The sequence below is a fragment of the Citrobacter sp. CK185 genome (assembly GCF_030333565.1).
In the GTDB taxonomy this organism is placed as follows: Bacteria; Pseudomonadota; Gammaproteobacteria; order Enterobacterales; family Enterobacteriaceae; genus Citrobacter_B; species Citrobacter_B koseri.
Genome location: NZ_JAOWFR010000025.1, coordinates 1 through 19,559, shown reverse-complemented (window position 1 = coordinate 19,559; position 19,559 = coordinate 1). Strand labels below are relative to the sequence as shown.

23 protein-coding genes are annotated in these 19,559 nt (G+C 54.4%); 9 read left to right on the top strand and 14 right to left on the bottom strand.

From position 1 onward, the window contains the following. Positions 1 to 10: 10 nt before the first annotated feature. On the top strand, positions 11 to 1,399 hold the full coding sequence (gene pntB / locus OGV79_RS12485) for a Re/Si-specific NAD(P)(+) transhydrogenase subunit beta (RefSeq protein WP_012132483.1): 1,389 nt from the start codon (positions 11 to 13) through the stop codon (positions 1,397 to 1,399). A 60-nt stretch (positions 1,400 to 1,459) separates the two neighbouring features. Here the strand turns inward: pntB and OGV79_RS12480 are convergent, their stop codons facing one another. Next, positions 1,460 to 2,494 (bottom strand): AI-2E family transporter, encoded by a 1,035-nt coding sequence (locus OGV79_RS12480; protein WP_047457210.1) that lies wholly within the window; start codon positions 2,492 to 2,494, stop codon positions 1,460 to 1,462. 136 nt (positions 2,495 to 2,630) lie between these two features. On the opposite strand from OGV79_RS12480, the gene OGV79_RS21715 reads away from it, so the two are divergent. From OGV79_RS21715 to mdtI, 3 genes are all read left to right on the top strand, one after another. Further along, the gene (locus OGV79_RS21715) at positions 2,631 to 2,804 is read left to right on the top strand and encodes a protein YdgV (protein ID WP_012132481.1); all 174 of its coding nucleotides are present in this window, start codon (positions 2,631 to 2,633) and stop codon (positions 2,802 to 2,804) included. 111 nt (positions 2,805 to 2,915) lie between these two features. Then, positions 2,916 to 3,278, top strand: a complete 363-nt coding sequence (gene mdtJ, locus OGV79_RS12475; protein ID WP_012132479.1) for a multidrug/spermidine efflux SMR transporter subunit MdtJ — start codon at positions 2,916 to 2,918, stop codon at positions 3,276 to 3,278. Then, positions 3,265 to 3,594 carry a multidrug/spermidine efflux SMR transporter subunit MdtI gene (gene mdtI, locus OGV79_RS12470; protein WP_012132478.1) on the top strand — a complete coding sequence of 110 codons (330 nt, stop codon included), beginning with the start codon at positions 3,265 to 3,267 and terminating at the stop codon, positions 3,592 to 3,594. Before mdtJ ends, mdtI begins: the two co-directional genes overlap by 14 nt. Positions 3,595 to 3,639: 45 nt before the next feature. Here the strand turns inward: mdtI and OGV79_RS12465 are convergent, their stop codons facing one another. The 4 genes from OGV79_RS12465 to OGV79_RS12455 form a co-directional block, all read right to left on the bottom strand. Continuing rightward, the gene (locus tag OGV79_RS12465) at positions 3,640 to 4,458 is read right to left on the bottom strand and encodes a trypsin-like serine peptidase (RefSeq protein WP_214143739.1); all 819 of its coding nucleotides are present in this window, start codon (positions 4,456 to 4,458) and stop codon (positions 3,640 to 3,642) included. A gap of 101 nt (positions 4,459 to 4,559) precedes the next feature. Then, positions 4,560 to 4,640 carry a small membrane protein YdgU gene (ydgU, locus tag OGV79_RS21710; protein WP_455549893.1) on the bottom strand — a complete coding sequence of 27 codons (81 nt, stop codon included), beginning with the start codon at positions 4,638 to 4,640 and terminating at the stop codon, positions 4,560 to 4,562. 88 nt (positions 4,641 to 4,728) lie between these two features. After that, the gene (asr, locus tag OGV79_RS12460; RefSeq protein WP_049011953.1) at positions 4,729 to 4,989 is read right to left on the bottom strand and encodes an acid resistance repetitive basic protein Asr; all 261 of its coding nucleotides are present in this window, start codon (positions 4,987 to 4,989) and stop codon (positions 4,729 to 4,731) included. 160 nt (positions 4,990 to 5,149) lie between these two features. Further along, positions 5,150 to 6,640, bottom strand: a complete 1,491-nt coding sequence (locus tag OGV79_RS12455; RefSeq protein WP_047457202.1) for a carboxypeptidase M32 — start codon at positions 6,638 to 6,640, stop codon at positions 5,150 to 5,152. 175 nt (positions 6,641 to 6,815) lie between these two features. On the opposite strand from OGV79_RS12455, the gene OGV79_RS12450 reads away from it, so the two are divergent. Both OGV79_RS12450 and OGV79_RS12445 read left to right on the top strand, forming a co-directional pair. Beyond that, positions 6,816 to 7,505, top strand: a complete 690-nt coding sequence (locus OGV79_RS12450) for a CPBP family intramembrane glutamic endopeptidase (RefSeq protein WP_200024293.1) — start codon at positions 6,816 to 6,818, stop codon at positions 7,503 to 7,505. A 130-nt stretch (positions 7,506 to 7,635) separates the two neighbouring features. Further along, the gene (locus OGV79_RS12445) at positions 7,636 to 7,731 is read left to right on the top strand and encodes a KPN_01571 family protein (protein ID WP_233609019.1); all 96 of its coding nucleotides are present in this window, start codon (positions 7,636 to 7,638) and stop codon (positions 7,729 to 7,731) included. 57 nt (positions 7,732 to 7,788) lie between these two features. On the opposite strand, the gene ynfM is transcribed toward OGV79_RS12445, so the two are convergent. Further along, complete coding sequence (gene ynfM / locus OGV79_RS12440; protein WP_286468525.1) at positions 7,789 to 9,042, bottom strand: multidrug efflux MFS transporter YnfM/SxtP(Kp); 1,254 nt, start codon at positions 9,040 to 9,042, stop codon at positions 7,789 to 7,791. 120 nt (positions 9,043 to 9,162) lie between these two features. Between ynfM and ynfL the strand changes: the two genes are divergently transcribed. The 3 genes from ynfL (at position 9,163) to bioD (ending at position 12,232) form a co-directional block, all read left to right on the top strand. After that, a complete protein-coding gene (gene ynfL / locus OGV79_RS12435; protein WP_130028383.1) occupies positions 9,163 to 10,062 on the top strand; it encodes a multidrug efflux transcriptional activator YnfL/SxtR(Kp) in 900 nt (299 codons plus the stop codon). A gap of 128 nt (positions 10,063 to 10,190) precedes the next feature. Beyond that, positions 10,191 to 11,411, top strand: coding sequence for a sugar metabolism global transcriptional regulator Mlc (mlc, locus tag OGV79_RS12430; RefSeq protein ID WP_012132466.1), 1,221 nt, complete (start codon positions 10,191 to 10,193; stop codon positions 11,409 to 11,411). Between the two features lie 125 nt (positions 11,412 to 11,536). Continuing rightward, positions 11,537 to 12,232 carry a dethiobiotin synthase gene (gene bioD, locus OGV79_RS12425; protein WP_058669088.1) on the top strand — a complete coding sequence of 232 codons (696 nt, stop codon included), beginning with the start codon at positions 11,537 to 11,539 and terminating at the stop codon, positions 12,230 to 12,232. Here bioD and clcB read toward each other — a convergent pair. From clcB to dmsB, 8 genes are all read right to left on the bottom strand, one after another. Further along, positions 12,188 to 13,477 (bottom strand): voltage-gated ClC-type chloride channel ClcB, encoded by a 1,290-nt coding sequence (gene clcB / locus OGV79_RS12420; RefSeq protein WP_048902388.1) that lies wholly within the window; start codon positions 13,475 to 13,477, stop codon positions 12,188 to 12,190. The genes bioD and clcB overlap by 45 nt on opposite strands. A gap of 164 nt (positions 13,478 to 13,641) precedes the next feature. Beyond that, the gene (gene osmV, locus OGV79_RS12415) at positions 13,642 to 14,790 is read right to left on the bottom strand and encodes an osmoprotectant ABC transporter ATP-binding protein OsmV (RefSeq protein WP_047457187.1); all 1,149 of its coding nucleotides are present in this window, start codon (positions 14,788 to 14,790) and stop codon (positions 13,642 to 13,644) included. After that, on the bottom strand, positions 14,790 to 15,437 hold the full coding sequence (gene osmW / locus OGV79_RS12410) for an osmoprotectant ABC transporter permease OsmW (protein ID WP_012132461.1): 648 nt from the start codon (positions 15,435 to 15,437) through the stop codon (positions 14,790 to 14,792). Before osmW ends, osmV begins: the two co-directional genes overlap by 1 nt. Positions 15,438 to 15,446: 9 nt before the next feature. Further along, positions 15,447 to 16,349, bottom strand: coding sequence for an osmoprotectant ABC transporter substrate-binding protein OsmX (osmX, locus tag OGV79_RS12405; RefSeq protein WP_012132460.1), 903 nt, complete (start codon positions 16,347 to 16,349; stop codon positions 15,447 to 15,449). A gap of 27 nt (positions 16,350 to 16,376) precedes the next feature. Next, positions 16,377 to 17,087: an osmoprotectant ABC transporter permease OsmY gene (gene osmY, locus OGV79_RS12400; RefSeq protein WP_012132459.1), complete on the bottom strand. Its 711-nt coding sequence runs from the start codon at positions 17,085 to 17,087 to the stop codon at positions 16,377 to 16,379. Between the two features lie 305 nt (positions 17,088 to 17,392). Continuing rightward, the gene (dmsD, locus tag OGV79_RS12395; protein WP_024130349.1) at positions 17,393 to 18,007 is read right to left on the bottom strand and encodes a Tat proofreading chaperone DmsD; all 615 of its coding nucleotides are present in this window, start codon (positions 18,005 to 18,007) and stop codon (positions 17,393 to 17,395) included. 41 nt (positions 18,008 to 18,048) lie between these two features. Then, complete coding sequence (locus OGV79_RS12390) at positions 18,049 to 18,906, bottom strand: dimethyl sulfoxide reductase anchor subunit family protein (RefSeq protein ID WP_286468518.1); 858 nt, start codon at positions 18,904 to 18,906, stop codon at positions 18,049 to 18,051. A gap of 1 nt (position 18,907) precedes the next feature. After that, complete coding sequence (dmsB, locus tag OGV79_RS12385) at positions 18,908 to 19,525, bottom strand: dimethylsulfoxide reductase iron-sulfur subunit DmsB (protein WP_012132456.1); 618 nt, start codon at positions 19,523 to 19,525, stop codon at positions 18,908 to 18,910. Positions 19,526 to 19,559: the final 34 nt, after the last annotated feature.

The following is a 19,559-nucleotide window of genomic DNA, read 5'->3' as shown; positions in this document are numbered from 1 at the left end:
GGGGTAACACATGTCTGGAGGATTAGTTACAGCTGCATACATTGTTGCCGCGATCCTGTTTATCTTCAGTCTGGCCGGGCTCTCTAAGCATGAGACGTCCCGACAGGGTAACAACTTTGGTATCGCCGGGATGGCGATTGCGCTGGTGGCGACGATCTTCGGCCCGGATACCGGCAACGTTGCCTGGATTCTGGTGGCGATGATTATTGGTGGGGCGATCGGTATCCGTCTGGCGAAACGCGTTGAAATGACCGAAATGCCGGAGCTGGTGGCGATTCTGCACAGCTTCGTCGGCCTGGCGGCGGTACTGGTGGGCTTTAACAGCTACCTGTACCACGAGGCGGGTCTGGAACCGATTCTGGTGAATATTCACCTGACGGAAGTGTTCCTCGGCATCTTCATTGGCGCGGTTACCTTCACCGGTTCCGTGGTGGCGTTTGGCAAGCTGTGCGGTAAGATTTCGTCCAAACCGCTGATGCTGCCGAATCGTCACAAAATGAACCTGGCGGCGCTGGTGGTTTCTTTCCTGCTGCTGGTGGTGTTTGTACGTACCGAAAGCGTTGGCTTGCAGGTTCTGGCGCTGCTGGTGATGACCATTATTGCGCTGGCTTTCGGCTGGCACCTGGTGGCGTCCATTGGCGGGGCGGATATGCCGGTTGTGGTGTCCATGCTGAACTCCTATTCCGGTTGGGCAGCGGCGGCGGCAGGCTTTATGCTGGGTAACGACCTGCTGATCGTCACCGGCGCGTTGGTCGGTTCTTCGGGTGCGATTCTGTCTTACATCATGTGTAAGGCGATGAACCGCTCTTTCATCAGCGTTATCGCGGGTGGTTTCGGCAGCGATGGATCTTCTACTGGCGACGATCAGGTCGCGGGCGAGCACCGTGAGATCACGGCGGAAGACACGGCTGATATGCTGAAAAATTCGCACTCGGTCATCATTACCCCTGGCTATGGCATGGCGGTTGCGCAGGCGCAGTATCCGGTGGCGGAAATCACCGAGAAACTGCGCGCGCGCGGTATCAAGGTGCGTTTTGGCATCCACCCGGTTGCGGGGCGCTTGCCTGGTCACATGAACGTACTGCTGGCGGAAGCGAAAGTGCCGTATGACATCGTGCTGGAAATGGACGAAATCAACGACGACTTCGCTGACACCGATACGGTGCTGGTTATCGGCGCGAACGACACGGTGAACCCGGCGGCGCAGGACGATCCGCGTAGCCCGATTGCCGGTATGCCGGTTCTGGAAGTCTGGAAAGCGCAAAACGTTATCGTGTTTAAACGCTCGATGAATACCGGCTATGCCGGGGTGCAGAACCCGCTGTTCTTTAAAGACAACACGCATATGCTGTTTGGCGATGCGAAAGCCAGCGTGGATGCGATTCTGAAAGCGCTTTAATCTTTACCGACGCAAGTCATAAAACGGCCTCTCAGGAGGCCGTTTTTACATCTGAAGAGATCAGGTTTTATTCAAATCACTGAGCAGGACGGCAATGCTTTGCCCGCCGGAGGTTTGCTCCAGCGCGATTTTAACGATGATCGTCAACGGCACGGAAAGCAGCATGCCGACAGGGCCTAATAACCACCCCCAGAAGATCAGGGAGAGAAAAACCACCAGCGTGGAAAGGCCTAATCCACGCCCCATGATGCGGGGCTCAAGGATGTTCCCGAACACCAGATTGATAATCAAATACCCCGTCAGCACCACCAGCGCGTCATAAAGACCACTGAACACCAGAACCTGCGCAATAGGCGGGATTGCGGCCAGAACCGAGCCAATATTGGGGATGTAGTTAAGCGCGAAAGCCAGCAGTCCCCAGACGAATGCGAAACGAACTTCCAGCAGCGCCAGCATTCCCCAGACCACAACGCCCGTGATAATGCTGATCGCCGTTTTCAGCACCAGATAATGCGATACGCTGTCGATTGCGCGCTGAATCGCGGCCATACCTTCAACCGGCCTGGCCATCATCTGCTGGAGTTTACCGGGCAATTGCGGAACTTCCAGCAGCATAAAGACCACGGTTAACAAGAGCAGGAAAATGGATGACATGGCGTTAGACAGCTGCGCCAGCAAATTCGTCACCAGCGTCATGGCGGCGTTAGGGTCGATATATTTCACCAGCTCATCCACCGAGACGCCGATGCCCAGGCGCTGTAGCCACGGTTCAATGTTTTTCAGCGGCACAACCAATGATGAGCGGTATTGCGGCAGCGTGCGGGCTAACTCATTTAGCGATGTGCCGAGATAGGCCAGCAGCAACACCATGCCCATCACGATAATCCCGATCAGTATCGATACGGCCAAAACGCGCGGGATGCGAAGCCTGACCATGCGCTGCACCAGCGGGCTCAGTACCACCGCAATAAATAACGCCAGAATAAACGGCACAATAATATCGGCAGCGAAGCGAATACCGGTGAGAATGATGACCAGCATTCCCAGCATGATTACGAGTTTCAGGCCGTTAAGCGTGATGATCGGTTTTGCCATGATAATTCCTGAATTTTTGTTCTTACTCTTTATAATAATGTGATTTTTGTCGGGCTGTGCTAACAAAAATCAAACGGCGCGGGTAAAGAAGTGAAAAGGTTTTGAGTTAATTCTAAGGCTGTGGTACAAATCAGACGTGTTTAACTACCGAGGACAATTTTCATCCGCGATGACGAGAAGCAACACTGCGGATAATTGTAATATTATGGACAATATGTTCAGGACGTTTTTTTCTACACAGACCGTACTTCTTCGCACTTCTTCCTCTTTCCTGCTTGCTGGTGAGCAGCACTGGCGCAACGCGCTTTAGTCCCTTACTTCTGCCTGAGCTGGCGTTACGCGCCTGGCTAATTCATTTTATTTTTTGGTTTGCTGCATGCGGCAGGCCCGAAGGACTATATTCTCAAGCAGGAGAAGCACCATGTTTTACTGGATTTTATTAGCCCTTGCCATTGCGGCTGAAATTACCGGAACGCTGTCGATGAAATGGGCAAGCGTAAGCAATGGCAACACGGGTTTTATTTTAATGCTGGTCATGATTACGCTGTCGTATATTTTTCTCTCTTTTGCCGTAAAAAAAATTGCGCTTGGCGTGGCGTATGCCTTGTGGGAAGGCATCGGTATTTTATTTATTACGCTGTTTAGCGTGCTGTTATTTGACGAAGCCTTATCGGCCATGAAAATTGCGGGTCTGGTTACGCTGGTATTCGGGATTGCGCTGATCAAATCGGGTACGCGCAAGCCAGTAAACGCCGCGAAGGAGGCGACGCATGCCGCAGTTTGAGTGGGTTCATGCCGCGTGGCTGGCGATGGCGATCGTTCTGGAAATCGTCGCTAACGTGTTCCTGAAGTTTTCTGACGGCTTTCGTCGCAAGTTCTATGGCATTCTGTCGCTGGCCGCGGTGCTGGCGGCCTTCAGCGCGCTCTCTCAGGCGGTGAAAGGCATTGATCTTTCGGTGGCATATGCGTTGTGGGGCGGATTTGGTATCGCCGCCACGCTGGCAGCCGGGTGGGTGCTTTTTGGACAGCGTCTGAACAACAAAGGCTGGGTAGGCGTGGTATTGCTGCTTATCGGCATGATCATGATAAAACTGGCCTGACAGCTATGCTGCCCGTTACGGCGGGCAGCGCACGGGAACCATCATCTATTCCTGAGCCAGCGCTTCCAGCTTGTCGCGAAAGCCGGTGACGGAAATCGCACGGTTGTCAGCCCGCCAGCGATCTTTTGCCGCCGGAGCGGAACTTTGTACGCCAATCAACTGCCAGCCAGCGTCGGTATGCAGCATTAACGGAGAACCGCTGTCGCCGGGCAGCGTGTCGCACTGGTGAGAGAGCACCGCGTTTTGCGCCCAGCCGGTAATCAGGCAATCCTGATGTGAGTAAAGCGTATCAAGATGATCTTCCGGGTAACCTGACTGCGTCACTTTGCGGTCAGCGGTTTTCAGGGCGGCGGTTAGCGCGGCTTTATCGCCTTCAAATAAGGGCAGTGGGGTAATGCCGGACGGCGGATAACGCAGCACAATCAAACCAAAATCCCACGGCGCGGCGGCCGGAGGGACAATCCAGCCATCGCCATCAGGCTTTAAGCGCTTTCCCAGCGACGGATCGACCCGACCTTCAATACCGTGAATTTCATAACGCCAGAGACCTTTTTGCGATACGAAACGCAAAGCCACGGCTTTATCTGGCTTTCCCTTCGGCGGCGTTAACAAGCAGTGTCCGGCGGTGAGCGCCAGATGAGATGAAATGAGCGTGGCGGTACACAGGTTGCCGCTGGCGGTTTCCAGTTGACCAATAGCGTCCCACGGCGACTGCGTCGGATCTTCAACCTTGACCCGATCGTCATGGTCAAAAAATAACGTTTTGACTTCGCGGGTATCCGTGGTGGTATCAGCCTCATCCGCATGAGCAACAACAGGGGAAAGACAAATTACGCCCAGTAATACCGCAATGGTTTTATGCATATCACACTCTGTGTGGGTAATTATGATTATTAAAAGCAAACCCTCAGTGAATACTATAGACGTGACGGCAGGAAAGTGGGAGTAAAATCAGATAACTACACTCAGGAAATATAAAAATGCGTGGCAATAAGGGCGCATAATATAAGCATGGTGAGAATCAACTCAAAGCGGTAACGAAACACGTTAACCCTCCGAAGAAACGGCGCTAAACCCGATGATTTAGCGCCGTGTGTTATGGCGCGGGGGAGCGCCATAGAACTCGCCAGTGCCTTATGCCGCCGGTTTAGCTGCCGGTTTAGCCGCAGTATGTTTTACCGCTTTTTTGGTGTGTTTTTTCGCTGCCTGCGCTTTTTGTTCAGGCGCTTTCTGAGCCGCTGCTTTGTGGTGTTTTTTGTGATGCGTGGTTTTTGCCGGTGCGGTTTTAGCGGGTGCCGCAGCCGGAGCCGTCGTGGACGTTGCCGTTTCAGCAGCAAATGCAGCAGAAGACAGACCCATAGCAGCGGCAACAACCAGAGCTAATACTTTTTTCATTCTGATACCCTCGATTTGGTTTTTTATTCAACCCCACTGCGGGGCCGGTGAAATCACTATATCGCTGTAAATCGAGGGCTTCCGTGAGTCATTGGTATCGGCGTGTAACGGTATGTACAACCGGCCCGACAGATTGACGCTATCGGGCAAACAAGAGACATCATGACAAATAGCGTGATTCCAGATGCGCCCGGAAGTAACGGCTGCTCAACGGTTCTCCGGTGGCCTGAGCGATCAGCTGCGCGGTAGTAAAGCGACTGCCGTGCTGCCAGATATTTTGTCGCAGCCAGTCAAACAAGGCGCTGAGATCGCCTTGCGCAATCTGATTATGCAGATCCGGCAATGCGCTATGGGCGGCGCTAAACAGCTGTGCGGCATACATGGCGCCCAGCGTATAAGACGGGAAGTAGCCAAAGCCGCCGTCGGTCCAGTGGATGTCCTGCATACAGCCGTTACGGTAATCTCCCGCGGTTGACAGCCCCAGCCAGGCCTGCATTTTTTCATCCCACAGTGCGGGAATATCATCCACTTCGATGTCGCCGTTAATCAGCGCCTGTTCAATGTCATAGCGCAAGATAACATGGGCAGGATAACTCACTTCGTCGGCATCCACGCGGATAAAGCCCGGTTTCACCCGCTGATTCCAGGCAATGAAATTCGCTTCTTCAAAAGCGGGCTGATCGCCAAAATGACGTTTAACGGCGGGAATGAGCCGTTTGAGGAACGCAGCGCTGCGACCCAGTTGCATCTCGAAAAACAGGCTCTGGGATTCATGGATGGCCGTGGAGCGGGCAAATGCGATCGGCTGACCCTGCCAGGCGTGGGGCAGATTCTGTTCATAGCGGGCGTGCCCCGTTTCGTGGATCACGCCAAAGAGCGCGCTGAGTAATTCATTTTCATCATAGCGCGTGGTGATGCGCACATCTTCCGGCACACCGCCGCAGAACGGGTGGGCGCTGATGTCCAGCCGACCGGCGTTAAAATCAAACCCTAACTGCGACATGGTTTCCAGTCCCAGTTCACGCTGTAGCGCCGTCGGGAACGGGCCGACCGGCGCAATCAGTGGCTGATGCGACTGTTTTGACACCGCGCGGTTTAACAGATCGGGAAGCCAGGTTTTGACATCCGCAAACAGAACATCCAGTTGGGCGCTGGTCATATCGGGCTCAAATATATCCAGCAGGGCATCGTAGGGCGAACATCCTTTAGCTTCGGCGCGAAGTTTTGCCTCTTCACGGCTGTATTTCACAACCTCTTTCAGATTCTGCGCAAATCCTTGCCAGTCATTCGCCGGACGCTGACTCCGCCATGCGTGTTCACACCGGCTCCCCGCCAGCGATTTCGCCTCCACCAGTGACTCAGGCAGCAGGGCCGCCTGATGGTGCCGCCTCGCCATTTCACGCAGGTTCGCCTGCTCAACATCGTTCAAATCTTCCTGCCCGGCGGCGGCTATCCACTGCGCAACCTTCGGGTCAGTCAATAACTGATGTTCCAGCACGTTCAGCTCGGCCAGCGCTTCGCCTCGCGCGGTGCTTCCACCGGGAGGCATCATGGTGAACATATCCCAACTGGCGATAGCGGAGAGATGCGAAAAGCGGGAGAGGCGCTGGAAAGTGCGGGTGAGTTGTTGATAGTGGCTCTTGTTGGACATTGTTGTGTTCCCGTCGTGTTCTGCGAATGTGAGGAGTTTACCCTGATTCATACATGTTTATGCGCTGATGGCAACGATGGCAGAAATGTTGGTAGGTTGTAAGTGATAATGATACTTCTTATCATAAATGGCGGTGTCGTGAAGCACACTGGTGAAATATTAACAGGGAACAGGGATGCAACAGGAAATCGATAACGCCTATATTGTCAGGACAAAAGCAGTGTCAGGCTGCTTTTCTATGTTTATGCTGATGTTTGGCATTACATTTACGCCACTGTTTTTTACCCGCAGTGCGCAATTAATGGAAAGTGGGTTACTTTTACCGCTGATGTTTGTGCTGGAATTTCTTATTCTGGTCCCGCTGTATTATCTCTTTTTTAGAAAAAGAGACGGTCTGGGAAAAGGCACATTGAGCGCAAAGTGGTTTGTTATTTTGTTTGGCGCCATTCTGATTATCCAGTTTCTTTTACCTGCTATGTTGGGGATGAGAAAAACAGAAGCGTGGGTCATGACGCAGGTTTCATTGCATAACTACGCTTTCTGGCTGACCAACCTGTCACTGATTTTCCTCGTCCCGGTCTACGAGGAAATCGTCTTCAGAGGGTGTCTGTTCAACGCCTTTCAGTACTGGTTCAATGATAAGGTGTGGGCGACGTCGCTTGCCGTTTCAACGCTGTTTGCGCTGATGCATACGCAGTACGCCGATATCAGAACATTATTGATGTTATTTTTAATATCGCAGGTGCTTATTGTTGCCAGAGTCAAATCTAAAGGGTTATTAATGCCTGTTACCCTGCATATATTAATGAATGCGACGGTGATCGGAATACAATATGGCGTTCAGGTCTTATTATCCTCCGGGTGATATTTACGGCATTCGGAAGCGATATCGTCAGTGTTGCCCACCATTACAGGTAGTTTTATCTTCCGGTCTCGCCTTTGGCTATCGCGCGGGGTAAAGTCAAACCTCAACAATAAAAATAAATACACACAGCATGATGAATCCAATTATCTGGGTTATCTTTGCTCTTCTGGCACTGGATGCCGTCAGGGAATTGATGGGGGCTTCTTCCATCCTGGGATTGTGGTAATCCAAAGCGCTGGTTGAGCTGTAAAGAGTGCCCGGGCTCGACCCGGGCTTCTCTTTATCAAACGTGCAGACGATGATGCAGGCGGGAGCCAACCAGCAGCGCCAGAAACAGCATCAGCGCGATAAACCCGCCCACACCGTTCCAGCCGTAGCTGTGCCAGAATACCCCGCCTAACGTCCCGGCAATGCTGGAACCCAGGTAATAGCTGAAGAGATACAGGGACGATGCCTGGCCTTTGGCGCGTTTCGCGCGTGGGCCAATCCAGCTGCTTGCCACCGAATGCGCGGCAAAAAATCCGGCGGAGAAGAGCAGCATTCCGGCGAAAATCAGCCATAGCGACGTGAACAGCGTCATTAACAGCCCGAACAACATCACGCCGGTTGAGAACAACATCACCGGCCCGCGACCATAACGCGTCGTCATGGCGCCTGCTTTAGGCGAGCTCCAGGTGCCCGTCAGGTAAGCCACCGATAAAAGCCCCACAATGGCCTGGCTGAGTTCCCAGGGCGAAAGCATCAACCGATAGCCGATATAGTTAAATAGCGTGACAAACGACCCCATTAACAAAAAGCCTTCTGCGAATAACAGCGGCAGGCCCCTGTCGCGCCAGTGAAGGCGGAAGTTGATGAACAGCGTTTTGGGGCGTAATGAAGTCGGTCGGAAATGGCGGGATTCCGGCAAAATTTTCCAGAACATCAATGCGGACGCCAGCGCGAAACAGCCGATCGCCGCCAGTGCGATGCGCCAGTTAAAAAAGTCGGTAAATACGCCGCTGATCAGACGCCCGCTCATGCCGCCAATCGAGTTTCCGCTAATGTACAACCCCATTGAGAAGGCGACGAAACTGGGATGGATCTCTTCACTTAAATAGGTCATGCCTACCGCAGCGACGCCGCTCAACGACAGGCCAATCAGCGCGCGCATGATTAAAATGCCATGCCAGCTGGTCATCATGGTGGAAAGCAGCGTACAGCAGGAGGCCAGCAGTAGCGCCGTCACCATTACAGGTTTGCGGCCGATCGCGTCGGACAACGGGCCGGTAAACAGCAGCCCGATGGCTAACATGCCGGTGGAGATGGAAAGCGAGATACTGCTGCTGGCGGGAGAGACGCCAAATTCATGGGACAACACAGGCAGTATCGGTTGTACGCAATAGAGAAGGGCGAACGTCGCCAGCCCGGCGGAGAATAGCGCCAGCGTAACGCGCATAAACTGGGATGTACCACGTTTTATATATTGAACCGGCTGGGAAATAATGTGTTCATCAACATCGCTCGCCGTTGCGGTGTCGACAGCAGTAATACGACTCACTTGAAATCCTTGCTCAACATCCCCGTGATTATGGTGACGGGTATGACCTCAGTGCTAAGAGTAGGAAAATCAAAATATTCTGTCTAATATATTAATAATCTCAAATAATATTTATAAAATATGAATATTGAACTTCGTCATCTACGTTACTTTGTGGCGGTTGCGGAAGAGTTGCATTTTGGCCGGGCGGCTGCGCGGCTGAACATCTCTCAACCTCCGCTAAGCCAGCAGATCCAGACCCTTGAGCAGCAGATTGGCGCGCGGCTGCTGGCGCGAACCAACCGGAGCGTTGCGCTGACGGCGGCGGGTAAGCAGTTTCTGGCAGACAGTCGGCAGATCCTTGGGCTGGTGAATGAGGCCGCCGCCCGCGCGGAACGCTTGCATCAGGGGGAGACCGGCGAGCTGCGCATTGGCTTCACCTCATCCGCGCCGTTTATTAAAGCCGTCTCGGATACGCTATCTCTGTTTCGCCAGGACTACCCGGATGTGCATATGCAGACCCGTGAAATGAACACTCGCGAGCAGATTGCGCCGCTTAATGAAGGCGCGTTGGATATGGGGTTACTGCGCAATACCTCATTGCCGGATACGCTGGACTGGGAAGTGATTCTGCATGAACCGTTGCTGGCGATGATCCCCCGTGAACATCCGCTGGCGCAAAAGCCGGTCGTGACGCTGGCGGAGCTGGCGAAAGAACCGTTTGTCTTTTTTGATCCGCATGTCGGAACGGGGTTGTATGACGATATTCTCGGCCTGATGCGCCGTTACCATCTCACTCCGGCGATCACTCAGGAGGTTGGAGAGGCGATGACGATTATCGGGCTGGTAGCCGCAGGGCTGGGGGTGTCGATCCTGCCCGCCTCGTTTAAGCGGGTACAGCTTGATGAAATGCGTTGGGTGCCCATTGCCGAAGCGGACGCCGTGTCGGAAATGTGGCTGGTATGGCCGAAACATCATGAACAAAGTCACGCTGCGCAACGATTTCGCCATCAACTTTTAATGGCCGCAAAGCGCGCTTAATTTAGTTTAAAAAGGGATGAAAATGTGCAGTAAATCACACGGCTAAGTAAAAAGTTGACGACAACTATTGAAGTCATTCACCATAGCCCACAGATTATTTCGGAGCGCGAAAATAAAGGGAGTCAGAGGTGGTTGCTGATAGTCAGCCAGGGCATATCGATCAAATCAAGCAGACCAATGCTGGCGCGGTATATCGCCTGATTGATCAGCTGGGCCCCGTGTCGCGAATTGATCTTTCTCGTCTGGCGCAACTGGCGCCTGCCAGTATCACTAAAATTGTTCGCGAAATGCTCGAAGCGCATTTAGTTCAGGAGCTGGAGATCAAAGAGGCGGGAAGCCGTGGTCGCCCGGCGGTCGGGCTGGTGGTGGAAACCGAGGCCTGGCACTATTTGTCTATTCGTATCAGCCGTGGCGAGATTTTTCTCGCCCTGCGCGACCTGAGCAGCAAACTGGTGGTGGAGGAGTGCCTTGAGCTACCGCTGGTCTCAGAGACTCCGCTGCTTGAACGCATCATTTTTATGGTCGATCAGTTTTTTATCCGTCACCAGCAAAAACTCGAACGCCTGACCTCTATCGCCATCACCTTACCCGGTATTATTGATACTGAGAATGGCATTGTGCACCGCATGCCGTTTTACGACGATGTCAAAGAGATGCCGCTGGGGGAAACCCTCGAACACCACACCGGCGTACCGGTCTACATTCAGCATGATATCAGCGCCTGGACGATGGCCGAGGCGCTTTTTGGCGCATCGCGCGGCGCGCGTGATGTTATTCAGGTGGTGATTGATCACAACGTTGGGGCTGGCGTGATTACCGACGGCCACTTACTGCATGCGGGCAGCAGCAGCCTGGTGGAGATCGGCCATACGCAGGTCGACCCCTACGGTAAACGTTGTTACTGCGGGAACCACGGCTGTCTGGAAACGATCGCCAGCGTGGACAGCGTGCTTGAACTGGCGCAACTGCGACTCAATCAGTCAATGAGTTCTTCGCTGCACGGGCAACCGCTGACGGTGGATTCGCTGTGCCAGGCGGCGGTGCAGGGGGATTTGCTGGCGAAAGATATCATTAGCGGCGTCGGGATGCATGTTGGCCGCATTCTGGCGATCATGGTGAATTTATTTAATCCGCAAAAAATTCTGATCGGTTCGCCGCTGAGCAAAGCGGCGGAAATCCTTTTTCCGGCAATTGCGGACAGCATCCGTCAACAGGCGCTGCCGGCGTATAGCAAACATATCGCCGTCGAAAGCACGCAGTTTTCCAATCAAGGGACGATGGCGGGCGCCGCACTGGTAAAAGACGCGATGTATAACGGTTCTTTGTTGATTCGTCTATTACAGGGTTAACATTTTTTAACTGTCGTACGAAAATTTGCGCTAACGCAAGCTGATCGCGATTGTCATACCTTAGACTTTCTCCACTGTATTATTTTCCTGGCTTATATTTTCGAAGCATAACGGTGGAGTTAGTGATGCTGAAGCGTTTCTTTATTACAGGTACAGACACTTCTGTTGGGAAGACAGTGGTTTCCCGCGCATTACTACAAGCGTTAGCGTCAGGGAACAAAAGCGTCGCAGGTTATAAACCCGTTGCGAAAGGCAGCAAAGAGACGCCGGAAGGCATGCGCAATAAAGATGCGCTGGTGTTGCAGAGCGTCTCTTCTATTGAGCTGCCTTATGAGGCGATCAATCCGATTGCGCTGAGCGAAGACGAAAGCAGCGTGGCGCATAGCTGTCCGATCAATTACACCCTGTTATCTAACGGGCTTGCCAGCCTGAGCGAAAAGGTTGACCACGTCGTGGTGGAAGGCACTGGCGGCTGGCGCAGCCTGATGAACGACCTGCGTCCGTTATCTGAATGGGTCGTGCAGGAGCAGTTACCGGTGTTGATGGTGGTGGGGATTCAGGAAGGCTGCATTAACCATGCGCTGCTGACCGCACAGGCTATCGCCAATGACGGATTACCGCTGATCGGCTGGGTGGCGAACCGCATCAATCCCGGACTGGCGCATTATGCCGAAATCATTGATGTGTTAAGCAAAAAACTGCCTGCGCCGCTGATTGGCGAACTGCCTTATTTGCCGCGTGCCGAACAACGCGAGCTGGGGCAATATATCCGTCTGTCAATGCTCGGCAGTGTGCTGTCGATAGACCGAGTCCTCGCGTAACGTTCGCGATAAGACCGACGCCACCACGCAGGCAATCAGTAATCCGGGGAGTAGCCGATACTCCCCGGTCATTTCACAGATCATCAGCGTCGACATCATCGGCGCGTGTGTTGTTGCCGCCAGCAGCGTCGCCATTCCTGTTAATCCCAGCAATATTGCCATCTCATCCGCTCCCGGAAGCCAGAATCCCCACATCCGACCGTATAACATACCAATCGACAAGCCGATGAACAGCGTGGGGGTAAAGACGCCGCCGGGCGCACCGGAACCGCTGCTGGCGAGTACGGCGAGTAATTTGCAGATGAAGATCCCGGCGATCACGGAGAGCAGCGGCGGGGAGAGCAAAAATGACTGCACGACGCTGTAGCCATTTCCCCAGACGGCCGGCGTCAGCAGGGATAGCAAGCCAACGATGAATCCGCCCAGCGCCAGTTGCCACGGAGGCGATAATTTCAGCCGAATAAAACCGTTATGAGTGGTGGTCATTAACCACATAAACAGCGGCCCGCAGACGCCAGCCACCAGCCCAGTGCTGATAATCATCGCATATTCCCGCACATGTAAATCCAGCGACAGGTGAACCGTATAGAGCAGGGCATTACCGCCGCTGAGCAAATGGGTGGTCAGTAATGCCACGACGGCGGAAATCACAACGGGGCCCAGCGACGCCAGCATCAGCGTGCCAAACAGGATTTCCGCGATAAAGAGGCTGCCCGCCAGCGGGGCGTGATACGCGCTGGCCATCCCTGCCGCAGCGCCGCAGGCGATCCACAATTTCCACTCTTCACGCGGGGTGCAACGCTGAGCAAAACAGGACGCCGCCAGTGCTGCCAGTAAGATCATGGCCCCTTCGCGCCCGATGGCGCTACCGCTGGCGACGACCAGCAGCGAAGCAAGGGACTTCACCAGACTTGCCCCGTAATCGAATTGCCCATCTGTTTGCAGGGCTTCCATGTAGTCGGTGGGGGCATGGGGGCGTTGTTGATTCATTTTCTGCCAGCCCCAGAGCAGCGCACCTGCCGCGAGGCCGCCCACGGCGGGGGTGATCAGCCGTCGCCAGGGCGAAAGGTTTGTCGCGGCATTCACCAGGCTTCCCGTATCGTTACGTAAAAAAAGCCATTCCAGCACCAGCATGGCGTGACGAAACCCGGCTACCGCCAGTGCGGCAAGGATGCCAATTATTGTCGCGATTAACAGGCGGCGAAACATCGCTCGCAGGTCAGGGTATGTATGTAGGCGGTGCATGGGCAGACCACACAGGCATTTTCAGGAGTGTCTATTTTGCGGGTAAACAGCGCGGGACGCAAAAGCACTGCGTGCGCAGGGGGAACTGCCCGATGGCGCTTCGCTTACCGGGCCGACAAGAATGTGCTCCGTAGGCCGGGTAAAGCGTAGCCGCCATCCGGCGTTTAGCTACTTTCGTGAATATTCAACGCCCGACGGGTACGGCCTGAACTGAGATAATCGGCAATGTAATCCTGCGAGATTTCGCCGTTATAGCGTCCTTCCTCATCGACAATAGGCATCCAACTGGTGTTACTCTCGTACAGTTTCGACAGTACAATACGCAGGTTGTCTTCCGCTTTTCCGGTGACGCGAAACGGGTGGATTATATCCGCGCAGGTGCCGTTGGCGTTTCTGGCTTCACGACGCTTCACAAAGCCAAGCGGCTTGCCGTCGCTATCGACAACGGTGATCGCGCGAATATCATTATCGTCCATGATGCCAAACGCCTCTGCCAGCGAGGTGGCGGTGCGGGCGGTCAGGGTGGGTTGTTGGTCGGTTACGTCGCCCGCCGAAACCAGCAGAAGACGTTTTAGCGTACGATCCTGACCGACAAATGAGCCGACGAATTCATTCGCCGGTTTTGCCAGCAATTCATCCGGGCTGGCGCACTGTATAATGCGGCCCTGGCGGAATACGGCAATCCTGTCGCCCAGTTTCAGCGCTTCATCGATATCATGGCTGACCAGCATCACCGTCTTTTTCAGCGCCCGCTGCATATCAAGAAACTGATTCTGAATTACCTCGCGGTTAATCGGGTCTACCGCACCGAAAGGTTCATCCATCAACAGCACCGGGGGATCGGCCGCCAGCGCGCGGATCACGCCGATGCGCTGTTGTTGACCGCCAGACATCTCTTTCGGGTAGCGATGCAGAAACTTTTTCGCATCCATTGCCACCATGTCCATTAACTCTTCCGCACGACGTTTGCAGCGGGTTTTATCCCAGCCCAGCATACGCGGGACAACCGTGATGTTCTCTTCGATGGTCATGTTGGGAAACAGGCCAATTTGCTGGATCACGTAGCCAATGTTGCGCCGTAGCGTGACGGTATCCATCGCACTGGTGTTTTGTCCGTTAATGAAAATATTGCCGCTGCTGGGCGCGATCAGCCGGTTGATCATCTTCAGGGTGGTGGTCTTGCCGCAGCCTGACGGCCCAAGCAGCACGCACATTTCACCTTCCGGCACGTTCAGATTGATGTTATCAACGGCGTTAAGCGGTTGGCCGTTCTTCTGTGAAAAGCGTTTGGTGAGGTTTTCCAGTTTTATCATTATCGTATCCCCTTAGGTGTCAGTACGACTTGCAGGCGATGCAGCAACCAGTCGAGCACAATGGCCAACAGACAAATCATCAGCGCACCGGCGATTAACATGCGGATGTCACTCCCGCCGATGCCGTTCAGTAACAGTAACCCCAGGCCGCCAGCGCCAATAACGGCGGCGATGGCCATCACGCCGATATTCATGACGACGGCAGTGCGAATCCCGCCAAAAATCACCGGCAGGGCCATCGGAATTTCTACCCAGCGCAGACGCTGCCAGAACGTCATGCCAATTCCGCGTCCCGCTTCGCGCAAGCCCGGCGGTAAACTGTCGAGCGCGGTGTGCGTGTTGCGCACAATCGGCAGCAGCGAGTAAAGAAAAACGGCGGTAATTGCGGGAAGGGCGCCAATCCCCTGACCGATCAGCGAAAACAGCGGGATCATCAAACCAAATAATGCGATGGACGGGATAGTGAGCAGCAGCGTCGCCGCCCCTAACACCGGCGTAGCCAGCCATTTATGACGAACAATCAGAATGCCCAGCGGCACGCCAATGATAATCGCCAGACCGACGGCCAGCGCAACCAGCCACAAATGCTGAAGAGTGAGGCTCGTCAGATAACCTGCGTTATCCATCATGTAATGAATCGTATCCATAAGCGCTCCTTACAGCAGACCTTTTTGTTGCAGGAATGTGCGCGCAACCTGCTGGGGTGACTGGTGATCGATGTCGACCTGCGCATTAAGCGTCGAGATGACGTCGTTATTGAGCAGCCCGGAAAGGGTATTCAGCGCATCATCCAGCCCCGGATGGGCATCCAGTATCTCTTTACGGACGACAGGCGTGACAGCGTAACCTGGGAAGAAGCCTTTATCATCTTCCAGCACCTTGAGGTCAAAACCCTTCACCCGGCCATCCGTGGTGTACACCAGACCGGCGTCCACAAAGCCGTCGCGCACGGCGTTATAGACCAGACCCGGGTCCATTTGCCGAATCTGCGGACGGTCAAGCTGCATCTGGTAGGCATCCTGCAACGGCTTCATCCCGTCGCTGCGCCCGGAAAACTCAAGGTCGAGACCTAACATCCAGTTATTGTCAGGGTCGGTCTGGCGGATGTGTTCGATTTTCGCCACCATTTCCGACAGGGTGTTGATGTTCTCTGCTTCGGCGCGTTTGCGCTGCATGGCGAACGCGTAGGTGTTATTCATATTCGCCGGGTTTAGCCATACCAGTCCGAGCTTCGCATCCAGGCGTTTGACGGTATCGTAGGATTCCTGCGGGCTCATCCGTTTATCAATGTGGTTAAAAATGATCAGGGACGTGCCGGTGTATTCCCAGGTGATATCAATCTGCTTATTCACCATGGCATTACGTGAAATCACCGCCGCAATGTTGGTGCGCGGCTGAACCTGAAAACCCTTTTTTTGCAGGTACTGCACGGTCATGGCGGAAAGGATGTGTTGTTCGGTAAAACCTTTGGTTGCAAGGATCAACGGGGCCGCCTGAGCCTGTCCGGTAACGAGCAACGCGGCGGCAAGCCATCCCAGCAGATGTTTTTTTAATGTCATTCAGCGCTCCTTATTCTTATCGTTGTATCAGGCCGTATGCGGACTGAGGATGCGGCCAAGCAGGGCAAGCAGGCTGTCGAGAATCAGCGCCACCAGAGCGGTTGCCGTTGCGCCCAGAATCAGCGTCGGGAAGTCATTGAGGTAAATGCCGGGGAAAATCAGCTCGCCGTAGCTGCTGGCCCCAATCAGGAACGCCAGCGGGGCCGTACCCACATTAATCGCCGTCGCGATCCGAATCCCTGCAAGCATCACCGGCCAGGCATTGGGCAGCTCAACCTGACGCAGACGCTGCCATTTCGTCATACCGATGCCGTTCGCGGCTTCAATCAGGGAGGCGGGAACAGAACAGAGCCCGGCGTAGGTATTGCGCACAACAGGAAGGAGCGAGGCGAGGAACAGCGCGAAAATCGCTGGAACGTCGCCAATGCCGATGATCACCATCGCCAGTGCCAGCACGGCCAGAGGCGGCAGAGTATTGCCTACATTAAAGAGCTGCATTACGTATTCGGCGAATCCTTTGGCTGCCGGACGGCTCAGTAAAATGCCGCTGGGAATACCGATAACTAAGGCGAAGAACATGGAGGTAAAGACGAGGAGTAAATGCTGTTTGCCCAAATAAAGCAGATCAACCTGACGCGCTTTAATGGTTTCCAGACCCACTCCCCAAACCAGCAGCGCCAGCACAAGAGCGATCGCGCCAGTAAACCCGAGCACGCGTTTTAACGTAAAAGTGTGCATTGCGGTGTGTCTCCCTGTTTGCATGCGTTATGGCAACGAAAGAGACGTTGCGTGTTGTTATGCCATGTAGCGGCAGGGTGTTTTGAGCTATAGCAACACGTCGGGAAGGATTCCAGCGAGACAGGTATTTAAATTAGCAGGCTATGCATGCCCGTTGCTCATTTGCCCTTACAGGGCTAAGGATGTGCGCGAATGTGAAGAATTGTCTTAAAAATGGAAAGTTAAAGTGACGTTGTCACTTATAGGTAAGGAGAAACAACCGGTTTTTGACGATAAAGGCAGGGCGCGCCCTGCCTGAAAAAGCGTTAGCGAAACAGCGGTTTTACGGCGACAGGGATCAGTAACTGAGACTGCCACTGCGCCAGCGTTTGCTGTGCCAGCTCACCTGCCGCCTGGTAAAATGGATGGTTTGCGCCTTCGATGAAAACCGCCAGGAAGCGCGCAGACCACGGTAACAGATGCCAGGCCAGCAGTTGTTCGCATTCGCTATGACGGCCATTTTCCGCAAGCCAGGCAGCCAACAGCAGCAGGGAACCAAAATGATCTTCCGGTTCATTTTGCTGGATCTCAAACTGGATGCCGTTGTCCCGCATCCACTGGCGTAATGCCAGCGTAGACTCGCCAAACAACACGCTTTCACGGTCCAGCCAGACCGACCCCCAGGGAGGCGACGGAAGCGCCCAGGGACCGACAAACAGACGTTGCCAGGCTTGCGGGAGCGGCTCCTCGATGTCGGCCTGAAAAACCGCCGCAATCGGCGCCAGAACCTCCGGTGAAAGTGGCCACTGCGCCTGCCAGCCGTCGGTTTTTAACGCTGAAACCAACGGGGCGGCTTCGGTACTGTCTGGCGCATAATAAAACAACGCGCCCAGCACGCGTGCAGCCATAGAAAAATCGTCACGTTGTGAAAAAGAAGTCATGAAACCATCCTGAAAGGTGCGGGTTTCCCCGCACGCGTAAGTTAACCTGCAACGGCCATTCCGACTGTCATATGCAGGCCGTAAAACAATCCGCGACCTATGATTTCGCCGCCAAGCACCAGGATTAACCCCAGTAACAATCCGGCGACGTGCGGTTCTTTGCGGCGCACTAACGGGCATATCCAGCAACCCAGCCCGGCAGCAAGCAGCACTACGCGCCAGACCTGTAAGCGGCCATAGTCTGGAACCAGCGCGCTCGCCTGTTGCACGGAGCTGTGGATCGCCCCAAGCGACATGCCTTGCATGATGATTACGGCCGCGCAGACTAACAGCGCCAGCACGCTGATGCTTGCGAACGTCGTGCCGTTGAATCTGGCGCGTGCGGCGCGCAATATCAGCGCCGCAAATAGCGGCCCGCTCAGGAACACCGTCAGGAAGAATACCAGCGTCGTGTAGCCATTATACCAGGTCGGAACGGTATCGATCTGATAGACCCGCGTCATTGCCCAGACAAATACCACCCCGAGTACCATGCTGACCAGCAGCCAGATTTTGCCCAGTGCTTCCGGCATTTTGCCGAGCACAGCCACCAGCCACCAGAAACCGCCTACGGCAAAAAAGACAGAGCCAGCGGCAATTTCATTACTCAGCGCGGAAGCGCCCACCCGGTTAAGCGAGTTAAACGCGCGGAACGGCGAGCCGAGGTGCATGATCGACGCCAGAAAACCCAGCCCCATGACGACCCATAAAAAGAACATACCGCGCACAATACGCTGTCTGCTGGCCGCATCGTCTTTCGCCGCAAACCAGCCCAGACCGCTGACAATCAATGCGCCGACAACGCATTGACCGAACACCGTAAACAGCACCAGCGGCCATTCATGCCATCCATTTCCCATTTTATACCTCCTTCGGATTTGCCAGATAACCCGTGGTATCCCCGGTCGGGCGGCTGTTGGCGTTGGGTTTAATCACAATGTTCGGTCTGGTGAAGTGCGCACCCGGCAGCGGCGCAACGGCCGCCAGCGTGCCATGTTTCTTCCGCAGCTCTTCTATCGGGCCAAAGTCCAGCGCGCGCAGCGGGCAGGACTCGACGCAGATCGGTTTTTTGCCGTCGGCAACGCGGTCATGACAGCCGTCGCATTTGGTCATGTGGCCTTTGGCGGCGTTGTACTGCGGCGCACCGTACGGGCAGGCCATATGGCAGTAGCGACAGCCGATGCAGACGTCCTCATCCACCACCACAAAACCGTCCTCGCGTTTGTGCATCGCGCCGCTCGGGCACACTTTCGTGCAGGCCGGGTCTTCGCAGTGGTTGCAGGAAATGGAAAGATAGTAGGCAAAGACATTCTGGTGCCAGACGCCGTTATCCTCCTGCCAGTCGCCGCCCGCATATTCATAGATGCGACGGAAGCTGACGTCCGGGGTTAAATCTTTGTAGTCTTTGCAGGCCAGTTCGCAGGTTTTGCAACCGGTGCAACGACTGGAGTCAATAAAAAATCCATATTGGGTTGTCATCGGTTACTCCTTATACCTTCTCAACCTGAACGAG